General features: G+C 72.6%; 18 protein-coding genes and 1 pseudogene. 7 read left to right on the forward strand and 12 right to left on the reverse strand.

Annotation, left to right across the window (positions count from 1 at the left end; translation table 11 throughout):
• Positions 1 to 17 precede the first annotated feature (17 nt).
• Positions 18 to 1,721: a fatty acyl-AMP ligase gene (locus ACFWJX_RS17685; protein ID WP_383243448.1), complete on the reverse strand. Its 1,704-nt coding sequence runs from the start codon at positions 1,719 to 1,721 to the stop codon at positions 18 to 20.
• Between the two features lie 525 nt (positions 1,722 to 2,246).
• On the opposite strand from ACFWJX_RS17685, the gene ACFWJX_RS17690 reads away from it, so the two are divergent.
• Positions 2,247 to 3,341, forward strand: coding sequence for a chemotaxis protein (locus tag ACFWJX_RS17690; RefSeq protein ID WP_383243451.1), 1,095 nt, complete (start codon positions 2,247 to 2,249; stop codon positions 3,339 to 3,341).
• Positions 3,342 to 3,399: 58 nt separating this feature from the next.
• Complete coding sequence (locus ACFWJX_RS17695; RefSeq protein ID WP_383243454.1) at positions 3,400 to 4,413, forward strand: Gfo/Idh/MocA family protein; 1,014 nt, start codon at positions 3,400 to 3,402, stop codon at positions 4,411 to 4,413.
• A gap of 13 nt (positions 4,414 to 4,426) precedes the next feature.
• Here the strand turns inward: ACFWJX_RS17695 and ACFWJX_RS17700 are convergent, their stop codons facing one another.
• On the reverse strand, positions 4,427 to 4,849 hold the full coding sequence (locus tag ACFWJX_RS17700; RefSeq protein WP_383243457.1) for an SsgA family sporulation/cell division regulator: 423 nt from the start codon (positions 4,847 to 4,849) through the stop codon (positions 4,427 to 4,429).
• 480 nt (positions 4,850 to 5,329) lie between these two features.
• Here ACFWJX_RS17700 and ACFWJX_RS17705 point away from each other — a divergent pair, with 480 nt between their 5' ends.
• Positions 5,330 to 6,724 carry a SpoIIE family protein phosphatase gene (locus tag ACFWJX_RS17705; protein ID WP_383243460.1) on the forward strand — a complete coding sequence of 465 codons (1,395 nt, stop codon included), beginning with the start codon at positions 5,330 to 5,332 and terminating at the stop codon, positions 6,722 to 6,724.
• 27 nt (positions 6,725 to 6,751) lie between these two features.
• Here ACFWJX_RS17705 and ACFWJX_RS17710 read toward each other — a convergent pair whose 3' ends face one another.
• A complete protein-coding gene (locus ACFWJX_RS17710) occupies positions 6,752 to 8,248 on the reverse strand; it encodes a hypothetical protein (protein ID WP_383243463.1) in 1,497 nt (498 codons plus the stop codon).
• Positions 8,249 to 8,480: 232 nt separating this feature from the next.
• Between ACFWJX_RS17710 and ACFWJX_RS17715 the strand changes: the two genes are divergently transcribed.
• The gene (locus ACFWJX_RS17715; RefSeq protein ID WP_383243465.1) at positions 8,481 to 9,623 is read left to right on the forward strand and encodes an aminoglycoside phosphotransferase family protein; all 1,143 of its coding nucleotides are present in this window, start codon (positions 8,481 to 8,483) and stop codon (positions 9,621 to 9,623) included.
• Between the two features lie 311 nt (positions 9,624 to 9,934).
• The gene (locus ACFWJX_RS17720) at positions 9,935 to 11,905 is read left to right on the forward strand and encodes an N-acetylmuramoyl-L-alanine amidase (RefSeq protein WP_383243468.1); all 1,971 of its coding nucleotides are present in this window, start codon (positions 9,935 to 9,937) and stop codon (positions 11,903 to 11,905) included.
• A 16-nt stretch (positions 11,906 to 11,921) separates the two neighbouring features.
• On the opposite strand, the gene ACFWJX_RS17725 is transcribed toward ACFWJX_RS17720, so the two are convergent.
• From ACFWJX_RS17725 to ACFWJX_RS17760, 8 genes are all read right to left on the reverse strand, one after another.
• Positions 11,922 to 12,419 carry a hypothetical protein gene (locus ACFWJX_RS17725; RefSeq protein WP_383243471.1) on the reverse strand — a complete coding sequence of 166 codons (498 nt, stop codon included), beginning with the start codon at positions 12,417 to 12,419 and terminating at the stop codon, positions 11,922 to 11,924.
• A gap of 158 nt (positions 12,420 to 12,577) precedes the next feature.
• Positions 12,578 to 13,177, reverse strand: a complete 600-nt coding sequence (locus ACFWJX_RS17730; protein ID WP_383243474.1) for a CGNR zinc finger domain-containing protein — start codon at positions 13,175 to 13,177, stop codon at positions 12,578 to 12,580.
• Positions 13,178 to 13,220: 43 nt separating this feature from the next.
• Entirely contained in the window at positions 13,221 to 14,123 is a 903-nt protein-coding gene (locus ACFWJX_RS17735) for a universal stress protein (RefSeq protein ID WP_383243477.1), read from the reverse strand.
• 134 nt (positions 14,124 to 14,257) lie between these two features.
• Positions 14,258 to 14,500, reverse strand: coding sequence for a DUF397 domain-containing protein (locus tag ACFWJX_RS17740; RefSeq protein ID WP_030787453.1), 243 nt, complete (start codon positions 14,498 to 14,500; stop codon positions 14,258 to 14,260).
• Positions 14,501 to 14,582: 82 nt separating this feature from the next.
• Entirely contained in the window at positions 14,583 to 15,749 is a 1,167-nt protein-coding gene (locus ACFWJX_RS17745; RefSeq protein ID WP_383243479.1) for a thiolase domain-containing protein, read from the reverse strand.
• Positions 15,746 to 16,765 (reverse strand): thiolase domain-containing protein, encoded by a 1,020-nt coding sequence (locus tag ACFWJX_RS17750; protein ID WP_383243482.1) that lies wholly within the window; start codon positions 16,763 to 16,765, stop codon positions 15,746 to 15,748. The genes ACFWJX_RS17745 and ACFWJX_RS17750 overlap by 4 nt, the downstream gene beginning before the upstream one ends.
• Positions 16,762 to 17,703, reverse strand: coding sequence for a Zn-ribbon domain-containing OB-fold protein (locus ACFWJX_RS17755; RefSeq protein ID WP_383243486.1), 942 nt, complete (start codon positions 17,701 to 17,703; stop codon positions 16,762 to 16,764). Before ACFWJX_RS17755 ends, ACFWJX_RS17750 begins: the two co-directional genes overlap by 4 nt.
• A 13-nt stretch (positions 17,704 to 17,716) precedes the next feature.
• On the reverse strand, positions 17,717 to 18,517 hold the full coding sequence (locus tag ACFWJX_RS17760; protein WP_383244016.1) for a crotonase/enoyl-CoA hydratase family protein: 801 nt from the start codon (positions 18,515 to 18,517) through the stop codon (positions 17,717 to 17,719).
• A gap of 187 nt (positions 18,518 to 18,704) precedes the next feature.
• Here ACFWJX_RS17760 and ACFWJX_RS17765 point away from each other — a divergent pair, with 187 nt between their 5' ends.
• Positions 18,705 to 20,333 carry an acyl-CoA synthetase gene (locus tag ACFWJX_RS17765; RefSeq protein WP_383243488.1) on the forward strand — a complete coding sequence of 543 codons (1,629 nt, stop codon included), beginning with the start codon at positions 18,705 to 18,707 and terminating at the stop codon, positions 20,331 to 20,333.
• Between the two features lie 16 nt (positions 20,334 to 20,349).
• Here ACFWJX_RS17765 and ACFWJX_RS17770 read toward each other — a convergent pair whose 3' ends face one another.
• Positions 20,350 to 21,228, reverse strand: a complete 879-nt coding sequence (locus ACFWJX_RS17770) for an alpha/beta fold hydrolase (RefSeq protein WP_383243490.1) — start codon at positions 21,226 to 21,228, stop codon at positions 20,350 to 20,352.
• Positions 21,229 to 21,404: 176 nt separating this feature from the next.
• Here ACFWJX_RS17770 and paaK point away from each other — a divergent pair.
• A pseudogene (gene paaK, locus ACFWJX_RS17775) lies at positions 21,405 to 22,702 on the forward strand (phenylacetate--CoA ligase PaaK).
• Positions 22,703 to 22,704: the final 2 nt, after the last annotated feature.

Genomic DNA, 22,704 nt, shown 5'->3' on the forward strand with positions numbered 1-22,704 from the left:
ACCGGCGGCGGCCGTTGTCAGCCGGCGGCGGGTGCGCCGACCACGGCGAGGGTGCCGTCGAGGTAGGCCGTGCGCGTGGCACGGCGCTGGATCTTGCCGCTGGAGGTCTTGGGAATGGTGCCGGGGTGGACCAGGACGACGTCCCGCACGGGCAGGCCGTGGGCGTCGCCGATCGCCGCGCGGATCAGGTCGGTGATCTTCTCGGACTCACCGGCCGACTCCGGGACGACCTCGGCGACCAGGACGGGCTGTTCGCCCTCGACGCCACCGTCGACGGAGAACGCGGCGGTGCAGCCGGGGCGCAGCGCCGGGTGGGCCAGCTCGGCGGAGAGTTCGAGGTCCTGCGGGTAGTGGTTGCGTCCGTCGACGACCATCAGGTCCTTGAGGCGGCCGGTGACGAACAGCTCGCCGTCGCGCAGGAATCCGAGGTCTCCGGTGCGCAGGAAGCGGCCCTCGTGGCCGGGCAGGGTGGCGCGGAAGGACTCGCGGGTGGCGAGGGTGTTGCGCCAGTAGCCCTTGGCGACGCTCGCGCCTCGCAGCCAGATCTCGCCGACCTCGCCCTCGGGCAGTTCCTGCTGCCGCTCGGGGTCGGTGATGGCGACGGTCCAGCCGTCGGCGGGGTGACCGCAGCTCACCGCGGCGGCGTCGCCGGTGTCGGTGTCCAGGAGGACGGGAGGTGTGTCGACGCGGCCGCCGGTGACCATGAGTGTGGCTTCGGCCAGGCCGTAGCAGGGATAGAGAGCCTCGCGGCGGAAGCCGGCCGGGGCGAAGGTCTCGGCGAAGCGGCGCAGGGTGGCGGCGCGCACCGGCTCGGCGCCGTTGAAGGCGACCTTCCAGCCGCTGAGGTCGAGGCCGTCGAGGAGTGCGGGGCTCGCGTGCTTGAGGGCGAGTTCGTAGGCGAAGTTGGGGCCGCCGCTGCTGTGCGGGCGGTAGCGGTCGATGGCGGTCAGCCAGCGGTCGGGGCGCTGGAGGAAGTGCAGCGGCGAGAAGAGGGTGGTGGTGGCGCCGAGGTACAGCGTGTTCAGGACCGGTCCGATGAGGCCCATGTCGTGGTAGACGGGCAGCCAGCTGACGAACAGTTCGTGGTCGTACGCGTCGAGCACGTCCGCGGTGTGACCCATGCGTTCGGCGATGACGCGCTCGTTGTCGAGCAGGTTGCCGTGGGTGACGACCACGCCTCGCGGGGCGGAGGTGGAGCCGGAGGTGTACTGGAGGAAGGCCACGGAGTCGGGGGTGAGATCGGGCTCGCGCCAGGACGCGGCCGCCGCGTCGGCGATGTCCTCCGTGGCGAGGCAGATGATGCCGTCGAGTTCGGGCAGGTGCTCGGCCATGGTGCCGAGGGCGGCGATCACCTCGCGCCCACCGAGGATCACCTTGGCGTCCGCGTCGGCTATCAGGCGCTTCATGCGGGTCACGGCGCGGTGGTTCTGCGAGCGGCCCTGCGGGGGCACGCCGGGTACGGCGATGACTCCGGCGGAGAGGCAGCCGAGATAGCCGCAGACGAACTCGAGGCCGGGCGGGTACAGCAGCATCGCGCGGGAGCCGGCGAGGCCGCGCTCCTGGAGCCAGGCGGCGACGGCCCGGGATCGGGTGGCCAGGCGGGCGTAGGAGATCTCCAGGACCTCCCCGTCCACGTCCCCCGTGGCGAGGTAGCGGTATGCGGTCCGGTCGGGCTGGTGCGTGGCGTGCGTGGTCAGCAGATCGACCAGGGAACGGGCCATGTTGACGAGTCTCACCTGTCTGGGAATAGGCGAGGGAACTGGAGTTCGAGATTCAGCCGACGCGTCCGCGTCGACACGGGCACAGCACCGGTCCGGCCTCGTCGCCGGAACGTCCGTCTCGATCGCCCACTCGAAGGATCCGGGTGATGGTCCGTCACCGGTTCCTCGTCCCCCCGTACTGCTTGCTACCGACGAGTAACACTCTAGCAAGGCGCCTGGCGCGAATGGGTCGAATCCGCGTAAACCCTGTGTGTCGAACGGAGTTGACACCTCCGCACAGACGGTCGCCCCACAGGGGAACCCTACGGGATCCGGCAGGAGGAGGCACCTCCCGCACGGCCCTCGGCAGCGACCGGCGCTCTCGGCGAAGCCGGCCGTCGGGGCGGCGGACACCGCCGCACCCGAGCGCGCTCGCGACACTCCCCCAGCCCTTGCCACCCGGGCTCCGCCGACGCCCGTGCGCACCGCCCACCGCCGCCCGATGCCCCAAATGCCCTACTCCCGAATCAGACCTATCGTGCTCGTATGGAGCACGCACTCAGCCCCGCGACCCTCTCCGAACTGCGCCGCCCGCGCCCCTATCCCGCGGTGTCCGTGCTGACGCCCACGCACCGCCGTGAACCCGACAACAGCCAGGACCGGGTCCGGCTGCGCAATGTCGTGGCCGAGGCCAAGAAGCAACTGGAGGCCGATCCGGCGGTCACCCGGGAGCGACGCGCGGACGTGGCGGAACAGCTCGACCGGGCACTCGCGGAGATCGACCTCACGTACACCGAGGACGGCCTTGTGATCTTCGCCGCACCGGGCGAGCACCAGGTGTGGTCGCTGGCCCGCCCGGTCCCGGAGCGCGTCGTCCTCTCGGACACCTTCCTCACCCGCAACCTCGTCTCGGCACAGGCCTCCGAGCGGCCGTTCTGGGTGCTGTCGGTCTCCGCCGACCGCGCCACCCTGTGGAACGGCGGCGCCGACCGGGTCACCGAGGAGCACTCCCACGGCTTCCCGCTGACCAGGAGCCGGGAGAACTTCGACGCCGAGCGCATGGAACGCATCGGCGACCTGCCGAGCACCTTCCGCGACGAGGGCACCCGCCACTTCCTGCGCGACGCCGACACCGCCATGGGCCGGCTGCTGCGCGAGGCACCCCGACCGCTCTACGTCACCGGCGAGACGGCGGCGCTGTCCCTCCTCGACGAGATCGGCGGGGTCACCCGGGACGCGGTGCACGTCCCGCACGGCGGCCTCACCCACGCCACCCCCGACGCCGTGTGGCAGGCGATACGTCCGCTGCACGACGCCGAGGCGCGCCGGGACACCGCGGCCGTGGCCCGCGAACTGCAATCCGCCCGCGGCCACCGCACCTTCGCGGCCGGGGTCGACGAGCTGTGGCAGAACGCCCGCGAGGGCCGGGTCCGCCTCCTCGCCGTGGAGGAGAACTACCGCGTCACGGTCCGCGACGACGGCGACCACCTCGTCCCGGCCGAGAGCACCGACCTCGACTCCCGCGACGACATCGTGGACGAGATCGTCGAACAGTGCCTGGAGACGGGCGCCGAGGTCCGCTTCGTCCCGGACGGCACCCTGACCGACGCGGAGGGCATCGCGGGCGTCCTGCGCTACTGAACCCGTCACCCGGTCGGCGTACGCTGAGCATGATCGTCGGCCGGGAGGGAGCAAGTGCGTGGGTGAGCTGCTGGGCGTGGCCGTACTGGGTGCCGGGCACATGGGCGCCGACCACATACGGCGTCTCGACCGTGTGGTGAGCGGGGCCAGGGTCGCCGCCGTGGCCGATCCCGACGCCGCCCGCGCCGAGGAGGCCGCGGCCGGTGTCGAGGGGGCCTCGGTGCACACCGAGGCCGAGGCCGCGCTGGACGCGCCCGGCGTGGCGGCCGTGCTGATCGCCTCGCCCGGACCCGCGCACGAGGAGGCCCTGCTCGCCGCCTTCGCCCGCGGCCTTCCGGTGCTGTGCGAGAAGCCCATGGTGCCGGACTCGGCCGGGGCGCTGCGGGTGCTGGAGGCGGAGGCCCGGCTCGGCCGGCGGCTCGCCCAGATCGGGTTCATGCGGCGCTACGACGCCGAGTACCGCAGGCTCGGGGCGGTGCTGGCGGACGGGCGCCTCGGACGGCCCCTGATGCTGCACTGCACCCACCGCAACGTCTCCTCGCCGCCCGGCTTCACCAGCGCCATGCTGATCGACAGCTCGGTGTCGCACGAGATCGACGCGGCCCGCTGGCTGCTCGGCCAGGAACTGACCGCGGTGACCGTGCTGCGGCCACGCCCCTCGTCCGGCGCCCCGCGCGGCCTGCTGGACCCCCAGTTCGTGGTCTTCGAGACCGACGGCGGCGCCCTGGTCGACGTGGAGGTCTTCGTCAACAGCGGCTTCGGCTACCAGGTGCGCTGCGAGGCCGTGTGCGAGGCGGGCAGCGCGCGCATCGGCGACGACCACGGGATGCTCGTGACCGCGCGCGGCTCCGCCGGCACGGAGGTGCCCCAGGACTACCTCGTCCGGTTCGCCGACGCCTACGACCGCGAGGTGCAGACCTGGGTCGACGCCACCCGGCGGGGCCAGGTCACCGGCCCTACCGCCTGGGACGGCTACGCGGCCTCCGTCGTCGCCGAGGCCGGGGTGCGGGCGCTGGAGGACGGCACGCGCGTGACCGTCGACCTCGCCCCGCGCCCGGCCCTGTACGGCTGACGCCGGGACGGCCTCACACGTTGCCGAGCAGCGCGTGCAGGCTTTCGTCCACGGCCGCGCCGACGTCCTCCTGGCCCGCGGCGATCACGGCGTAGCTGCGCAGCAGGAAGCGATTCAGCGCGGCCGTGTCGAACTGGAGCAGGGCCAGCCCGAACGGCGAGTGGAACTCCACGACCGTACGGGACCTGCCGCACGGCCAGATGTGCACGTCACCGCAGCCGGCCGGCCCGCGCAGCCCCTCCGCCAGCAGCGCGCGGCCGAACGTCCAGGTGACCGCCTCGCCCTGGAGCGAGACCTCCGGCGGGAAGTCGAGGTGCACGGCGAGCGGGTCGGCGGCGGTGTAACGCAGCGTCGCGGGCACGGGCAGTTCCTGCTCCTCGGCGGTGATGAGCCGGGCGCGGGCGGGCTGTTCGACGGTGACGTGGGTGAGATCCATGGGCAGTCTCCGCAGCGGTAGAGGTCGGCCGTTTCCGGTGGTGCTTGTAGGACCTCGCAGGGGCCGTTCGCATTACGCGAAAGCCGGATGAATTATTGTGACGTGCGTCACGATGGAGCCGCCCCCTCGCCGCCCGCCACCGGACCACCGCCGGTCCACCGCCGGTCCACCGCCGGTCCACCGCCAACCTGCCGCCGGTTCCCGGCCACGCGGGGAACACATGACCGTCGAACACTCGGATGAACGTCCCGAAACGCCCCTCCGAGGTCCCTCAACTCACGTACCTTGCCTACGACTTACCCCTTGTGACGAGGTACGTCATCGGCACCCCTGAGACCGCCCGTGAAGACTGTGGCATATGCCAGACGCATCACCGGATCGTGTGTTGCCAAATCCCTTACACGGCGTCGCGGGCTGTGCCACAGTCGTAACGGCCCCTTCGTCAGTCCGGCCGTCCCGTTCCCCGCATCGGAGTGCGTCATGCCGTCCCATCTCTCTGCGGACCGCCCAGCCGCCCAGCCACCAGGACGTGGCCAGGTCGACGCGCTGATCACGCAGACGCGACGGCTCAAGGGCGAAGTGGACGCCGTACGACGGGACGCGCGGGACGACACCACGGACCCCCGGGGACGCTGGCAGCGCGCGCTGTGCGATCTGGCACTGCACCAACTCGACGACCTCGACGCGCACTTGGCCCAACTGCGGGACGGCCCACCGGCCCCGCCGCACCCCGCCCTGCCCCCGGGCGAGTCGCTGCTCAGCCGCGTCGGCAGCGCGGAGTGGAACCTGCTGACGGACGAGGCCGTCTGGTCCCCGGAGTTGCACGGGATCGTCGGCCGCGACCCGGCCGCTCCCCCGCTCACCCTCGACGAACTCCCCTCCCTCGTCCACGAGGAGGACCGCCCGCGCCTTACCGCCATGGTCACCGGCTGCCTCATCGACGCCAAGCCGATCGACGGCGAGTTCCGGGTCGTCCGGCCCGACGGCGAGGTCCGGACCGTGCACATGATGGGCGAGCCCGTGCTCGACGCCGACGGCAGCACCACCTCGATGTGGGCCGTGCTGCGGGACGTCAGCGAACTGCGCCGCAGCCAGCGCGCGGTGCGCGAGACCCGTGACTCGCTGCACCCCCGACGGCACCCGGCACAGCCCGAGCACCGGCTCGCGGTCGAGCCGCGGGAAGCCACGCCACCGCCCTGGCGCGGCTCCCTGCGGCTCCCGCGCCACGCCTCCGGCACGCTCGACCTGGCCGCCCGGCACCTTCCCTCCCCGACGGGTTCACCGATCGGCGGCACCTGGCACGACACCCTCGAACTGCCCGGCGGCGACACACTGTTGGGGGTCGGCGGACTCACCGCACACGGCCCGGACGTCACCTCCACCCTGGCGATGACGCTCGGCGCCCTGCGCGGCATGGCGATGTCCGGCGCCGGACCGGCCCAACTGCTGTCCTGGCTCGACCAGTTACTGGGCGCCGGGGACCCGCCGACGCTGTGCTCCACCGTCTGCTGCCGCTACCGGCCCGCCACCCGCACGCTGGCGTGGGCGCAGGCCGGACACCCCGCCCCGCTGCTGTTCCGCGACGGGACGGGGCGCCGGCTGGACGCACCGGACGGCGTCCTCCTCGGCACCACCTCGGGTGCCGCCCATGGGCAGGCCGAGGCGACCCTGGAGGAGGGCGACCTGCTCCTGCTGCACACCGACGGGCTGGTCCCCGCCGACGGCCCGAACGCCGCGGACCGGCTCCTGGACCTGGCCCCGCACCTCGTCGGCCGGGGCACCGCACAGGACTGCGTGCGGCTGATCGTGGAGGAGTTCGGGGACGGCGACCGCGAGGACGACGCCTGCGTGCTCGTCGCCCGGGTCACCCGGTGACCGACGGACCTGAAGCCACCGGCCGGTCTATGCCTGCGCGGTGGTGCCCCTGCCTCCCTTCGGCTTGGGCAGCGCCTGCCGGATCTCCTCGCGCAGCTCGCTGATCCGCGGGTAGCTCGCGTACTCCGCCGTGAGCCGGTACATCTCGCGCAGCCTGTCCCACGTGCGGCGGGAGGAGTTCGACCCCATCGACATCAGGGCCAACCGCGCGTACCGGTCGGCCTGTTCGGGGTCGTCCGCGATGAAACAGGCGGAGGCCATGGACAGATGGTCGAAGATCTTCGACCGCTCCCGTCCGTCGACCCGCAGGGCGAGCGCCTTCTCCGCGTAGTACTGGGCGTGCACGGCCGCCCCCGGATCGAACTCGGCGAGCGTGCGATAGGCCAGGGCCTGCATGCCGTACAGATCCTCGTCCTTGAAGGTCTGCATCCAGGACGGCGTCTCCGCGTCGACCCGGCCGGAGACGAACAGGTCCTCCGCCTGCCCGAGGGTGCGGCGCATGGCCTGCCCCTTGCCCATCGACGCCTGCGCCCAGGCCTCGATGGTGTGGAACATGGCCCGCGTCCGCGGCAGCACCGCGTCGCCGGAGCCGGACTGGGCGAGCTTCATCAGGTCCAGCGCCTCGTCGGGCCGGCCGAGGTGCACCATCTGACGGGCCGCCCTCGACAGGGCCTCCCCCGCCCGGGGCCGGTCGCCACCCTCCCGCGCGGCATGGGCGGCGATCACGAAGTACTTCTGGGCCGTGGGCTCCAGGCCGACGTCGTGCGACATCCAGCCCGCGAGGACGGCGAGGTTGGCGGCGACGCCCCACAGGCGCCGCTGGAGGTGGGGTGGGTGACGGTAGGCGAGGATGCCGCCCACCTCGTTGAGTTGGCCCACCACGGCCTTGCGCTGGAGCCCGCCGCCACGGGCGGCGTCCCAGGCTCGGAACACCTCCACCGAGCGCTCCAGTTCGTCGACCTCCTCCGTACCGATGGGGGCGGCCTCGTAACGGTCGAACCCAGCGGAGTCGGCGTGCAGGAGGGGTTGGTCGACGACGGGAGCGTCGGCGGAGAGGATGGGGTCGGTGTGCAGCCAGTCGTGCATGGCGCTGCTGAGTGCTGATCCCGCGGCGAGCGCGGCACCCGCGCCCACCAAGCCGCGTCGGTTGAGCATGAGGTCCATTCCCGTGAATTCGGTGAGGACCGCGGCAGTCCGCTCGGGCGCCCACGGCACGCCGTCGGGATGCTGAGCACTCCCGTCGCGTGGCCGTTTCCCCGCACGCCCGTGCCGGACCAGACCGAGGTCCTCCATGGTCACGACACGGCCGAGACGCTCGGTGAACAGAGCCGCCAGCACCCGCGGCACGGGATCGCGCGGGATCTCTCCCATGTCGATCCACCGCCGCACCCGGGAGGTGTCGGTCGACAGCTGGGGGTGGCCCATGGCCGCCGCCTGCCGGTTGACCAGCCTCGCGAGTTCCCCTTTGGACCAGCCGGCCAGGCCGAACAGGTCCGCCAGGCGGGTGTTGGGTTGTCCGCTCACGTAAGCCCCCAGGTTCTCGGCTGAGTTGACAGTAGCCCCGTGCAAGTTGCCGGGCGACTATTCGCCAGGGTTCGCCAGGGTGCGCCAGATGGTGTGCCACTGGGCAACAGGTGTCAGGTAGGAATGCGCCACCCCGACCCGGTCGCCGAGGGACATTCCCCAGGGTGTACCCGGCAGGCCGGGCCGGGCAGCGCATTGACGTCGCAGGCACACGAAGGGATCTGTTTCTCCCATGTACGCAGCATCGTCCTCCGTGTCCGCCCCGCCCCGGTCGCTGCACTCCCGCCCGGGCGGCGGCGGCCCCTACCTTGACCCCGCCCGGCCGGCACCCCCCGTGCTCGGCGCGGGCCGCGGCGCCCGGCGCCCCGCGGGGCTCGGCACACAGCCCGTCAGCGGGAGACTCGATCTGTCCGGCCCTCAGGGCGCCCAACTACGCACGGCGATCGCGTCGGTGCACCGGATCTGCCCGGAGTTCGCCCCGGTGCAGGTTCTGCGCCGCAGCGGCCGTTCCGTGCTCCTGATCGGTACGACGGGACGCAGCACGGCAGTCGCCAAGTGTTTACTGGACCACTCGCCCGTGTGGGCCGAGCGGATCCGGCACGAAATAGCGGCGTACCGCACGTTCGTCCGGCACCGCCCCCCTGTGCGGGCGCCGAGGCTGATCGCGGCGGACCCGGACAACTGCACCCTCGTCATCGAACGGATGCCGGGACGCGTGGCGGCCCTCCAACGGCATCCCGCGGACGCCCCGCCCCGCGCGGACATCCGGGCGGCGCTCGGCGCCATCTGCCGGCTCAACGCCTGGCGGCCGACGGCCGGCACCTTCGACGCCCCACTGGACTACGCGGCCCGGATCTCCCGGTACCACGAGCTGGGGCTGCTCACCGACCGGGATCTGGGCGACCTCCAGAAGCTGCTGCACGGCATCGCGGCGACCGCGGGCCGGCAGGGCATGGGCCAGTTCTGCCACGGCGACGCCCTCCTGTCCAACATGCTCCTGTCACCGGCCGGTCCAGTGCTGGTGGACTGGGAGCACGCGGGCTGGTATCTGCCGGGCTACGACCTGGCGACGCTGTGGTCGGTCCTCGGTGAGGCGCCGACGGCACGCCGTCAGATCAGCCAGATCGCCCAGTCGGCGGGCCCGGCCTCGCGTGACGCCTTCCTGGTCAACCTGATGCTGGTGCTGACCCGGGAGATCCGTACCTACGAGACGGCCGTGCAGCGTTCGATGCACGACCCGACACCTACTGCTCCGGGGCCGGCCCATCCGGGTGCCGCGCCGACCGGCGAGGAGCAGCGGCTGCTGCTGCGGCGGCTGCACGACGACTGCCAGATGGCCCGCCGGGCCGTCCGGGCGGCGGTCGGCACCCGCTGATCGGCGGTAACAGATCCGCATTCGCTGATCAGTACCTGCCGAAGGGAGCAAGATCCGCGGTGCGCCAGAGCGGCGGCGTACCGCGGACCTTCGCACGTCCCGGTTCGCCACGCGTCACGGGGAGCCACTGGTGTAGGCCGGTGGCGCCCCGCAGGCCACGCACCCACCCGCCACGAAACTCGCCCGACCCCTGCTGACATGGGAAATCGCCTCGCTGTGGGCATGATTGACGGATCGTCGGCAAGCCGGTACCACTGAGCCACGTCCGGCCCCGCACGCCCCGCCCCACCCGCTCGTCCCAGGAGGCCGCATTGCGAGGATCCGTCACCCACCCCAGATCCGCACGCTCCCCGAGACCCGCACGCACCCGCAGAGCCGCCGGCGCCGTAGCCTCGGCGGCTCTGCTGTTCCCGCTGCTCGCCGCGTCCCCCTCCCCGGTCGTCGCGGCGGAGTCCACGACCGGGCTGCAGCGGGCGTTCGCCGCCGCGGCCGCCGAGTACCAGGTGCCGCAGAGCGTGCTGCTGGGCGTCTCCTACCTCCAGTCCCGCTGGGACGCGCACGGCGGCGCGCCGAGCGTGACCGGCGGCTACGGCCCGATGCACCTCACGGACGCCCGCACCGCCCTCGCCACGGCACCGCACCACAGCGAGGGCACGGAGGACCCGCGCGGCGACGACGCCCGCGCCCCGCTGCACCCCGAGGCACCGCTCCCGGCCGACGCCGAGATCCCGGCCCGGCTGAGGACGCTCCCCGAGGCCGCGGAGCTGACCGGCCTGAGCCCGCAGGAGCTGCGCACCGACCCTGCCGCCAACGTGACCGGCGGTGCCGCCCTGCTCGCCGCCGCGCAGCGGGACCTGGGCGAGCCGCTGACCGCCGATCCGGCGGACTGGTACGGCGCGGTGGCACGCTTCTCCGGCGCCGACGACACCGCGACGGCCGCCGCGTACGCGAACGACGTGTACGACGTGATCCGCACCGGCGAGGAGCGCACCACGGACGCCGGACAGCTGGTGGCGCTGGCCGCGCGGCCGGGCCTGGCGCCGGACACGGGGCAGTTGCGGCGGACCGGCCTGCGCACGGCGTCCGCGGCCGGCACCGAGTGCCCGGGTTCCGTCTCCTGCGAGTGGATCCCGGCGCCGTACGAGCAGTTCGGCGACAACGACTACGGCAACCACGACCTGGGCGACCGCCCAGCGTCCCAGTCGATCGAGTACATCGTCGTCCACGACACCGAGGGCGGCTGGGAGGGCGTCCTGGACCTGGTCCAGGACCCCACCTACGTGTCCTGGCAGTACTCCCTGCGCTCCACCGACGGCCACATCGCCCAGCATGTGAAGGCGAAGGACGTGGCCTGGCACGCGGGCAACTGGTACATCAACTCCAAGTCGATCGGCCTGGAGCACGAGGGCTTCCTCGCCTTCCCGGACTCCTGGTACACGGAGGCGATGTACCGGTCGTCGGCGCGCCTGGTGGCCTACCTGGCGGAGAGGTACGGCATTCCGCTGGACCGGCAGCACATCCTGGGGCACGACACCGTGCCCGGCCCTACCACGGGGACCGTGCCGGGCATGCACACCGACCCGGGGCCGTACTGGGACTGGCGGCACTACTTCGAGCTGCTCGGCCGTCCCTTCAAGGCGACGGCACGCAAGAACGCCGGGCTGGTGACGATCCTGCCGGACTACGCCGCCAACCAGCCGGTGTACACGGGCTGCACGGCCAAGGGCGAGCCGTGCGCGGCGCACGGGTCGAGCGCGGTGCGGCTGTACTCCGACCACGACGAGAAGGCGCCCCTGATCAAGGACGTCGGCCTGGGCACGACCCCGACGACGGGCGTGAACGACATCTCCTCGCGGGTCTCCACCGGCCAGCAGTACGCGGTCGCCGACCGCTTCGGCGACTGGACGGCGATCTGGTACCTGGGCCAGAAGGCCTGGTTCAGGAACCCCGCGGCGCAACCGACGGCCGTGCCGGCGAACGGGCTGTTGGTGACCCCGAAGGACGGTGTGGACAGCGTGCCGGTCTACGGGCGCGCCTACCCGGAGGCGTCGGCGTACCCGGCGGGCGTGCCCGTCCAGTCGGTGTCGCCGCTGCCGTACCGGCTGCCGGCGGGCCAGAAGTACGTGGCCGGTGACAAGGTGCCGGGCGAGTACTACTACGCGGTCACCTTCGCCACCGACGCGCACCGGGTGGTCGTGGGCAAGGACCTGTACTACGAGATCCAGTACGGGCACCGGGTGGCGTTCGTCCGGGCCGCGGACGTGCGGCCGGCCACGCCGTAGCTGCCGTGGGTCCGCATCAGCCCTGCTGGAAAAGCTCCGCCGGGAGCGGCTTCAGCAGGGCGTACAGGTCGTCGGTGATGGGGCGGTCCCAGGCGGCGATGGTCACCAGGACGTTGTCGCTGCGGTCGAACTGCACGCAGGAGATGCGGCTCTCGGAGAGCTTGAGACGGCGCACGATGAGGAGGTTGTCGCCCTGCATCACCGGCATGTCCTCGGTGCCGACGACGGTCACCTCCTCGTCGTTCTCCAGCGCGAGCAGCAGTTGGGCCACCTCGAAGGGGACCTCGTCCTCGGCGATCTCACGGGCCGGCGAGCCCTCGGGGAGGTTGCCGATGATCATCGCGGGGCCGCGGCCGCCGAAGAGGTCGTAACGCAGGAAGACTCCCTGGCACGTCCCGTCGGGGGCGGGCAGCAGGCCGGCACCGAGATTGCCGGGCCAGTCACCCGGGTCCATGGCCAGGACGTCGAAGTCGGGCCCGGCGGGCGTGGCACTGCGGCGGCGGAGGAACGACATGCCGCCATGGTACGTGTACGGGGGCGGTCGGCGTCGGCCGGGCGCCCGCCTGTTACCGGTGGGTTGCGCCGCTTTTCCCGGGGCACGGTTCCCCACTGATCGCCCCTGGGCGCACCCATGGCCGGCGAATGGTGCCCGACCGGTCAGGACCTCGCGGACTACGAGGGCTGCTTGTGGCGTTCGTGGTGGCGGGCCACTCGGGCACGGTTGCCGCAGGACGGCTTGCACCACTCCTGGCGCGGGTGCTCCTTGAGGAAGTAGCGGACGCAGCGCGGGGCGTGGCAGGCGCGCAGGCGCTGCCGGTCGGGGCCGGTCAGGAAGGCGATCGCGGCCTGTGCGAGGGCGGCGGTGAGGTCGCCGCCGCCGGGTACGGGCCTCCGGTGGACGCCGGGTTCGGCGCCCTCGGTCCAGTGCAGGACGGGGACGGTGGGCAGGCGGGCGGCTGCCGCGTTGACGCGGTCCAGAGCCTCGGGCAGGGGCAGCAGCCGGGTGGCGTCGGCGGGACTCGGCGCGCCGGGCCGTACGGCGTGCGCGAACAGGGCGCGGACGGCGGCGCGCAGGTCGCGTACGGCGGTGAGGCCGCCGGCGTCGGCGGCGTAGCCGGGAGCGGCCGGGAGGTCGTCGGCGTGGGCCCGGACCCAGGTGGTGAGTCCTGCGGGGTCGGTGAGGTCGTCGGCCACCCCGCCGTGACCGTCGTGCCGGACGGTCAGTGCGAGGTCGAGGGCGAGGCGGCTGTCGCCGGAGAGGGCGTCCTGCATGCGGCTAATGATAGAGCCACGGGTACCCATTAGAAGGTTGCTCTCATTCCTCGGCGGGCGTCGGTGGCACCACCGCCACCGGGCTCGCCGCGTGCAGCAGAACGGCGTGGGTGACCGAGCCCAGCAGGCGGGCGGGGGCCAGCAGGCGTCGGCGGTGACGGCCCACGACGACCAGCTCGGCGTCCCGGGAGGCGGCGACGAGATGGCCGGCCGGGTCGCCGGGTGCGGGGCAGGGCTCCACGCGGACCTCGGGGTGGCGCTCCCGGTGCGGGGCGAGGAAGCCGTCGGCGAGGGTGCGCGTCTCGCGTTCGACGGCGTCCTGGTCGACGGCGGGAGGGAGGAGTTCGCCGGGGGCGGCGGTCCAGGTCTGGACGGGCCATGGGTAGGCGGCGACCACCTGGAGGCGGGCGTCGCGCAGGGCGGCCTCGGTGAAGGCGAGGGCGAGCGTGGCGTCGTCGGGGCCGTCCACGTTGAGGCCCACGACGACCCGTCGGCCGGGCTCGGGCGGCGGGCCCTCGACCTCGCGGCCGGGCCGGGGCACGATCACGACGGGGCACTCGGCGTCGCGGGCGGCGGTCATGCCGTTCGAGCCCAGGAGCAGGCTGGCGAAGCCGCCCCGGCCCCGGGAGCCGAGCACCAGCAGTTCGGCCTCGGCGCCCAGTTCGGGCAGCAGCGCGCCGGGGGCCCCGTCCAGACCGACGTACTCCACTTCTGTGCCGTCCGCGGTCCCTTCCAGCCGGGCGCGGGCGTCGGTGAGGACCGGATCCTCGTCCGGGGGCGGGGGCATGATCAGGGGCGCGCCGGGCTGCGTCCAGGCGGCGTAGTGGCGTACGTGGCACACGCGGAGCGCTGTTCCGCGTCTGCGTGCGGCGTCCACGGCCCAGTAGAGGGCGCGCAGGCTGTCCTCGGAACCGTCGACCGCCACGGCGACCGGCAGGGTGCTCATGGTCCTCACCTCCGGAAATACGACCTGGGTGCTTCTGGGGCCAGCCTGGCTCAGGCGTCCGCCCCGGCCGGCTCTCACCGGTCGCGTGTCCGGAAAAAGGAGGGGTGACACCGCCGGTTCGGCGGTCGGCGGCCTCAGGTCAGGTCGAACTCCCCCTCACGTGCCCCCGACACGAACGCGCCCCATTCGGCGGGCGTGAAGATCAGGGAAGGGCTCTCGGGGCGGCCACTGTTGCGCATCGCGATGAATCCCTCGACGAAGGCGATCTGGACATCCCCCCGACCTTGGCTGCTGGACTGCCACTCGGCGCTGCTGAGGTCCAGCTCCGGCTTGTCCCAGCCCGTGAGCGGCTGCTGCTGGATGGTGCTCTCGGCCACGTCCGTGCTCCTCCCGGTTCGTCGTCCGCGGCCAGCCTAGCGATCGGTCCCTGGTGCCGACAGAGCACGCGAGGGGGACCTTTCAGGACTGCGGCGGGGCCGCGCCCACGAGCCACATGGAGAAGAACTGCGAGCCGCCGCCGTAGGCGTGCCCGAGGACCCTGCGGGCCCCGTCCACCTGGTGTTCTCCGGCCTGTCCGCGCACCTGGAGGGCCGCCTCGGCGAAGCGGATCATGCCGGAGGCGCCGATGGGATTGGTGGACAGCACACCGCCCGACATGTTGACGGGCAGGTCCCCGTCCAGCTCGGTCGCCCCGGCCTCGGTGAGCTTCCAGCCCTCGCCCTCGGCGGCGAAGCCGAGGTTCTCCAGCCACATGGGTTCGTACCAGGAGAACGGCACGTACATCTCGACGGCGTCGATCTCCCGGCGCGGGTCCGAGATCCCGGCCTGCCGGTAGACGTCGGCGGCGCAGTCCTTCCCGGCCTGCGGGGACACGGCGTCCTTCCCCGCGAACAGGGTCGGCTCGCTGCGCATGGCGCCGCCATGCATCCAGGCGGGCGGGCGGGGCGAACGGGCCGCGCCCGCACGGTCGGTGAGGATCATGGCGCAGGCGCCGTCGGAGGACGGGCAGGTCTCCGAGTAGCGGATCGGGTCCCACAGCATGGGCGAGGCCTGGATCTTCTCCAGGGTGATGTCGTGCTCGTGGAGGTGGGCGTAGGGGTTCTTGAGGGCGTTGCGGCGGTCCTTGTACGCGACGAGGGAGCCGACGGTGTCGGGCGCGCCGCTGCGCCGCATGTACGCCCGCACGTGCGGGGCGAAGAAGCCGCCCGCGCCCGCCAGCAGCGGCTGCTGGAAGGGGATCGGCAGGGACAGGCCCCACATGGCGTTGGACTCGGACTGCTTCTCGAAGGCGAGCGTCAGGACGGTGCCGTGGACCCGCGCCGCCACCAGGTTGGCCGCCACCAGCGCCGTCGATCCGCCGACCGAGCCCGCCGTGTGGACCCGCAGCATCGGCTTGCCGACCGCGCCGAGGGCGTCGGCGAGGTACAGCTCGGGCATCATGACGCCCTCGAAGAAGTCGGGCGCCTTGCCGATGACGACGGCGTCGACGTCGGCCCAGGTCAACTCGGCGTCGTCGAGGGCGCGTCGGGCCGCCTCGCGCACCAGGCCGGCGATCGACACGTCCCGCCGGGCGGAGACGTGCTTGGTCTGGCCGATCCCGACGACGGCCACGGGCTCCTTGCTCATCGCGGATCCCCTTCGAGTACGACGACCAGGTTCTGTTGCAGACACGGGCCGGACGTGGCGTGGGCGAGGGCGCGGTCGGACTCGCCTCGGTGGATGCGGGCGGCGGCCTCGCCGATGCGGACGAGTCCGGCGGCCATGACCGGATTGGCGGCGAGGGCGCCGCCGGACGGGTTGACCCGCACGTCGTCGCCGAGTTTCAGCGCCTTGCGCAGGACGACCTCCTGGGAGGTGAAGGGGGCGTGCAGCTCGGCGGTGTCGACGGGCCGTTCGAAGACGCCGGCCTTCTGGGCGGCGAGGCGGGTGGAGGGCGAGTCGGTCAGGTCGCGGACGCCGAGCGCGTGGGCCTCGATGCGGTGGTCGATGCCGCGGATCCAGGCGGGGCGCTCGCACAGCTCCCGGGCCCGTTCCCCGGCGGCGAGGATCACGGCGGCGGCGCCGTCGCCGACCGGCGGGCAGTCGCCGGTCCGCAGCGGGCGTACGACGTAGTACCCCTGGCCCGCGCTGCCGGCGCCGCGGCTTCGGGCTCCGACGGCTGCCAGTGCCGGCTCGTCGATGTCGCCCGCGTCGATGAGGGCCTGGGCCTGGAGGGCGGCGAGGGCGACGGAGTCGGGCCACAGTGGGGCCATGTAGTACGGGTCGAGCTGGCGGGTGAGGACGTCCCGGAGCGGGCCGGGCGTCGACTTGCCATAGGAGTAGACGAGGGCGGTGTCGGCGTCGCCGGTGCGCAGCTTGACCCATGCCTCGTACAGGGCCCAGGCGCCGTCCATTTCGACGTGCGACTCGGAGATCGGCGGCCAGGCGCCGACGCCGTCGAGGGCGAGGGTGAAGGAGAAGGCGCGCCCGGCGAGGTAGTCGCTGGAGCCGGAGCAGGTGAAGTCGATGTCTGCGGTCTTCAGGCCGGTCCGGCCCAGGACCTCGTGCAGGACGGGCATCAGCATCTCCACCTCGGAGAGCTCCGCCATGCTCTGCCGGTGGTCGGTCTGCGCGAAGGCGACGACCGCGATCTCACGCGTCACAGCAACTCCTTGTAGGTGTCGTAGTCCGCGTCGGGCTCGCCGGTCGGCCGGTAGTGGTCGGGATAGCGGGCGCCGTCCGTCCACACCGCTTCGACGCGCAGGCCCATGCGCACCTGGTCGTAGGGGACGCCGCCGATGCGTCCGTGCAGGGCCAGGTCGGCGCCGTCGAGGGCGATGTGGGCGTAGACGTAGGGGACCTCTATGTCGAGGTTCTTCGCCTTGATGTTGACGATGCAGAAGGTGGTGACCGTGCCACGGGGACCCACCTCCACCTGTTCCGATGTGGCCAGGCCACACGTGGGACAGGCGCCCCTGGGCGGGACGTACACCTTGTGGCAGGACGGGCAGCGCTCGCCGACGAGCCTGCGGTCGGCGAGGGCGGTGATGAAGGCGGTCTGGGCGCGGCCGGGCGAGTAGGTGTAGTCGAGCCGGGCGGCGGCGACGATGCCGGCCACCGGGTCCTCGAACTCGCCCGCGTGGGCGGGGACTTGGGGGGCATCCCCGTCGTACGGCTCGAAGCAGGCGATGTCCGTGATGGCGCCGGAGCGTTCCTCGGCCCAGCGGACGCGGACCCGCATGCCGGTGTGGACGGCGTCGGGGCCGGGGGCGTTGAGCGCGTGCAGCAGGGCGGTGTCGGCGCCGTCGAGTCGCACGAGGACCCAGGCGAACGGGGTGTCCAGCGGCTGGCCGCGGCGCGGTGCGGGGTTCCACGCCCAGGTGGTGACGGTGCCTGTGACGCCGACGGGGACGAGGTCACGGATCTCCTCGGCGGTGACCGGGTCGTACTCGACGGGCGGGACGAGGGTGCGGCCGTCGGTGGTGCGCACGCCGAGGACGACGCGTTCGCGCAGGCCGGTCAGGAAGGCGCTCTGGACCGGGCCGAGGGAGCGGGTGAAGGGGAACTCGACGACCAGGGGTGCTTTGAGGACTTCGGGCACGGGGACTCCCTCGTTAGGCACGCTTGTAGACAGGTGACCGCTTCTCCGCGAAGGCGCGGGCGCCTTCCTTGGCATCGGCGGTGGCGAAGACCGGCCAGCCGCGCCGGAGTTCGGCGGCGAGGCCGTCCGCCTCGGTCGTCTCGGCGGCCTCGTACACCGACGCCTTCACGGCCTCGACGGCCAACGGGCCGCAGGCGTTGACGCGTTCGGCGATCTCCAGGGCCCTGTCCAGGGCCGTGCCGTCCGGGACCACATGGCCGATCAGCCCGATCGCGGCGGCCTCGCGCGCGGTGTACGGCCGTCCGGTGAGCAGCATCTCCAGGGCGTGGGTGCGCGGGATCTGGCGCGGCAGGCGGACGGTGGAGCCGCCGATCGGGAACAGTCCGCGGCGCACCTCGAAGAGGCCGAAGGTGGCGGACTCGCCCGCGACGCGGATGTCGGTGCCCTGGAGCATCTCGGTGCCGCCTGCGACGCAGTACCCCTCGACGGCGGCGATCACGGGTTTGCGGGGGCGGTGGTGGCGCAGCATCGCCTTCCAGTGCAGGTCGGGGTCGGCCTGGAGCCGGTCGCGGTACTGCTCGCCCTCCATGCCGTTTCCGGCGAGGGCCTTGAGGTCCATGCCGGAGCAGAAGGTGCCGCCCGCGCCGGTGAACACGATGGAGCGGACCGAGTCGTCCTCGTCGGCCTCGAGCCAGCCGTCGTAGAGGCCGACGAGCATGGCCAGTGAGAGCGCGTTCTTCGCCTCCGGCCTGTTGAGGGTGAGTACGAGTGTGGCGCCTTCGCGCCGCACGGTGAGGTGTTCCGTACCGCCCACGGCCGTCTCCCGTCTGCCTGCCACGTCCAGAACGAGAACAGGTTGCAGGAGTGGAGAAGGCACTTCAAGGGTTTTCTGACAGTCAGTCAGATTTCTTGGTGCGGGCCCTTCCCACTTGGTGCGCCCTTTGCTCTGATGACCGGCAACCGTCAGCAGAGCCAGGCCCGGTCCGAGGTCAGGAGGAACGGTGGAGTACAACCTTGCCGACCTGTTCGAGTCGGTCGTCGACGTGGTGCCGGACCGTGAGGCCCTGGTGTACGTCGACCATCCGGGGACGGGCGCGGAACGCCGGCTGACGTATGCCGAGCTGGACGCGGCGGCCAACCGGATCGGCCATCACCTCCTCGACAGTGGTGTCCGTCCCGGCGAACATCTCGGGCTGCACCTCTACAACGGGGTCGAGTACCTCCAGACCGTGCTCGGCTGCCTCAAGGCGCGGATCGTGCCGGTCAACGTCAACTACCGGTACGTCGAGGAGGAGTTGGTCTACCTCTACCGGGACGCGGATCTGGTCGCGCTGGTCTTCGACGCGGAGTTCACGGAGCGGGTGGCGGGGGCTCTGCCGCAGGTTCCGGAGCTGCGGCACCTGATCCGGGTCGGGGCAGGCCCGGACGCATCGGGCCCGGACGCATCCCTCGCGGCCGTTCCCTTCGCGGACGCCGAGGCCGGCGGCTCCCCCGGGCGCGGGTTCCCGGCGCGCTCGGCCGACGACCAGTTCATCATCTACACGGGCGGCACCACCGGGCTGCCCAAGGGGGTGATGTGGCGTCAGGAGGACCTGTTCTTCGCGGGACTGGGCGGTGGGGCGCCGACCGGGGAGCCGGTGAAGAAGCCGGAGGAACTGGCCGAGCGGGTCGCGGCCGGCGGGTCGGGGATCACCTTCTTCCCCACTCCCCCGCTGATGCACGGCACCTCCACCCTGACGGCGTTCATCGGCTTCTATTTCGGCCAACGTGTGGTCGTACACCGCAAGTTCGTGCCCGAGGAAGTGCTGCGGACCGTGGCGAAGGAGAAGGTCACCAGCATCTCCCTGGTGGGCGACGCGATGCTCCGGCCGCTGATCGACGCGCTCCAGGGCCCGTTGAAGGGCACGGACTGCTCGTCGGTGTTCAGCGTCTCCTCGTCCGGGGCGATCATGTCGGACACGGTGCGCGGCCAGTTCCGGGCGCTCCTGCCGAACGCGATGCTGCTCAACAACTTCGGCTCCTCGGAGTCCGGCTTCAACGGCACGGCAACGGACGACTCGGGGCCCGAGCGCGGCTTCCGTGTGCGCGTCAACTCCCGTACGTGCGTGGTCGATCCGGTCACGCGCGAGCCGGTCACGGCGGGCGTGGTCGGCCGGGTCGCCCAGCGCGGCCATGTCCCCCTCGGCTACTACAACGACCCGGCGAAGACCGCCGAGACCTTCTTCGAGAAGGACGGTGAGCGCTGGGTGCTGCTCGGTGACATGGCCACGGTCGACGGGGAGGGAGTGGTGATCGTCCTCGGCCGGGGCTCGCAGTGCATCAACACCGGCGGCGAGAAGGTCTACCCCGAGGAGGTCGAGCAGGCCCTCAAGGCGCATCCGGACGTGTACGACGCCCTGGTGGCGGGGGTGCCGGACGCGACCTGGGGCAGCCATGTGGCCGCGGTGGTCCAGTTGCGCACGGGCGCGCCGCGGCCCTCCCTGGACGACATCCAGACCCACTGCCGTACCCGCCTCGCCGGGTACAAGATCCCGCGTCAGCTGGTGATCACGGAGTCCGTCCGCCGTTCGCCGAGCGGCAAGGCGGACTACCGGTGGGCGCGGGACGTGGCGGTGGCGGCGGACGGGTGAGGCGGGGCCGTCCGCCCTACCCCGCCGTGGGCCGGGGCGAGCCGGTGCCGGTGCCGGTCAGGAAGGCCTCGGTGCGGGCGGTGAACCACTTCGGGTCGTCCAGCCACGGGTAGTGGGCGGCTCCCGGCTGCACGGCGAACTCGGCGCGCGGGAAGGCGTCGGCGACGATCCGGGCCAGTCCGGGACGGGGACCGCCGTCCACTTCGCCGGCGAGCACCAGCACGGGGGCGTCCACGTGGGCGAGGGCGGCCCGCAGGGCGGGCGGGTCGTAGGCGGCGGGGTCGTGGAAGCGTTCCCCCGCGTCGTCGTTGGTCTGCTCGTCGGCGGCTGCCGCGTGGGCGCGGGCGGTGTCGTCCCAGCGGCCGTGGAAGAAGGCGTCGACGGCCTCGAGGTCGACGTCGTCCCCGGCCACGCCGGTCACCCATGCCTCGAACGCGGGGAAGGCCGTCGTGAACCACGGCTCGGCCTCGCGCAGGCGCGCCGCCGCCAGCCGTTCCTGCGGGGTGGCGGGCCGGCCGAGGGCCCAGGGGATGGCCGTCACGAGGACGAGTCGGGCCACGCGCCGGGGATGGCGGGCCGCGTAGAGCATGGCGAGGCTGCCGCCCGCCGAGTGCGCCAGGAGGTCCATCCGCTCCAGGCCCAGGTGGGCGCGGAGCGCCTCCACGTCCTCGACCTGCCGGTCGCAGCGGTACGTCGCCGGGTCCGCGGGGGCCGCGGAGTCGCCGGTGCCACGCAGGTCGAGCAGGATCAGGCGGCGGTGGGCGGTGAGGCCGCCGAGGTCGCCCAGGTACTCCGAGGCCCGCATGGGCCCGCCGGGCAGGACGACGAGGGGCTCGCCCTCGCCCCGGACGTGGTAGGCGAGCGGGGTTCCGTCGGGCGCGGTGAAGATCGGCATGCGCCGATCCTCGGCGCCGGGCGGGTCCGGACGCAACGGCGTTACCGGAGGCCGGGAAAGTGCGGCCCGGCCCCTTGCCCCACCGGCGTACGTCTGGATCAATGATCCGTGAGGCGGCTACCGAATGATCGGTCGTCCGATTGGCACGGTTGGCACAGTCGGCGAGGGAGGCGTCCGTGGTGGATGCGAGGGACCTGCGGGACGAGGGCGAACGGCTCGGCCTGGACGCACTGCGCGCGCTGAACTGGAGCGGCTGCGGGCCTCGTTGCGGCACGCCTACGCCCATGTCCCCTTCTACCGGGAGGCGTTCGACAAGGCGGGCGTCCACCCGGACGACTGCCGCGACCTCGCCGACCTCTCCCGGTTCCCCTTCACCACCAAGGCGGACCTGCGCGAGAACTACCCGTACGGCATGTTCGCCGTGCCGCGCGAGCAGATCCGCCGGATCCACGCCTCCAGCGGCACCACCGGCCGTCCGACGGTCGTCGGGTACACGGAGAACGACCTGTCCCTGTGGGCGGACATGGTGGCCCGCTCGATCCGTGCGGCGGGCGGCCGCCCCGGCGACACGGTCCATGTGGCGTACGGCTACGGTCTGTTCACCGGCGGCCTGGGCGCCCACTACGGCGCCGAACGGCTCGGCTGTACGGTCGTCCCCGCGTCCGGCGGCATGACGTCCCGCCAGGTGCAGCTGATCCAGGACCTGCGGCCGGGGATCATCATGGTGACCCCTTCCTACATGCTCACCCTGCTCGACGAGTTCGAGCGGCAGGGCGTCGATCCGCGCGGCACCTCCCTGCGGGTGGGGATCTTCGGCGCCGAGCCGTGGACGGAGGAGATGCGCCGGGAGATCGAGGAGCGGTTCGCGATCGACGCGGTCGACATATACGGGCTGTCGGAGGTGATCGGCCCCGGAGTGGCCCAGGAGTGCGTGGAGACCAAGGACGGGCTGCACATCTGGGAGGACCACTTCTACCCGGAGATCGTGGATCCGCTCACGGGCGAGGTGCTGCCGGAGGGCGAGGAGGGCGAGCTGGTGTTCACCTCGCTCACCAAGGAGGCGATGCCCGTGATCCGGTACCGGACACGGGACCTGACCCGGTTGCTGCCGGGCACGGCACGGGTGTTCCGGCGGATGCGGAAGGTGACCGGGCGCAGTGACGACATGGTCGTCCTGCGCGGGGTGAACCTCTTCCCCACCCAGATCGAGGAGATCGTGCTGCGCACGCCGGGGGTCGCCCCGCACTTCCAGCTACGGCTGACCCGAGAGGGCCGCCTCGACGCCCTCACCGTCCGTGCTGAGGCCCGCCCGGACGCCACGCCGGAGGGCCGCGAAAGGGCCGCCCGCGCGATCGCCACGGCCGTGAAGGACGGTGTCGGCGTCTCGGTCGCCGTCGAGGTCGTGGACCCGGAGTCGCTGGAGCGGTCGGTGGGGAAGATCCGGCGGATCGTGGACCTGCGTCCGCGCGGGTAGGG

It is taken from the genome of Streptomyces sp. NPDC058335, from assembly GCF_042723915.1.
In the GTDB taxonomy this organism is placed as follows: Bacteria; Actinomycetota; Actinomycetes; order Streptomycetales; family Streptomycetaceae; genus Streptomyces.

Bases quoted from the DNA above. Each gene is read 5' to 3' on its own strand.
- ACFWJX_RS17685 (WP_383243448.1), bottom strand. From the start codon at position 1,721: ATGGCCCGTTCCCTGGTCGATCTGCTGACCACGCACGCCACGCACCAG.
- ACFWJX_RS17690 (WP_383243451.1), top strand. From the start codon at position 2,247: ATGGAGCACGCACTCAGCCCCGCGACCCTCTCCGAACTGCGCCGCCCG.
- ACFWJX_RS17700 (WP_383243457.1), bottom strand. From the start codon at position 4,849: ATGGATCTCACCCACGTCACCGTCGAACAGCCCGCCCGCGCCCGGCTC.
- ACFWJX_RS17705 (WP_383243460.1), top strand. From the start codon at position 5,330: ATGCCGTCCCATCTCTCTGCGGACCGCCCAGCCGCCCAGCCACCAGGA.
- ACFWJX_RS17715 (WP_383243465.1), top strand. From the start codon at position 8,481: ATGTACGCAGCATCGTCCTCCGTGTCCGCCCCGCCCCGGTCGCTGCAC.
- ACFWJX_RS17725 (WP_383243471.1), bottom strand. From the start codon at position 12,419: ATGTCGTTCCTCCGCCGCCGCAGTGCCACGCCCGCCGGGCCCGACTTC.
- ACFWJX_RS17730 (WP_383243474.1), bottom strand. From the start codon at position 13,177: ATGCAGGACGCCCTCTCCGGCGACAGCCGCCTCGCCCTCGACCTCGCA.
- ACFWJX_RS17735 (WP_383243477.1), bottom strand. From the start codon at position 14,123: ATGAGCACCCTGCCGGTCGCCGTGGCGGTCGACGGTTCCGAGGACAGC.
- ACFWJX_RS17745 (WP_383243479.1), bottom strand. From the start codon at position 15,749: ATGAGCAAGGAGCCCGTGGCCGTCGTCGGGATCGGCCAGACCAAGCAC.
- ACFWJX_RS17770 (WP_383243490.1), bottom strand. From the start codon at position 21,228: ATGCCGATCTTCACCGCGCCCGACGGAACCCCGCTCGCCTACCACGTC.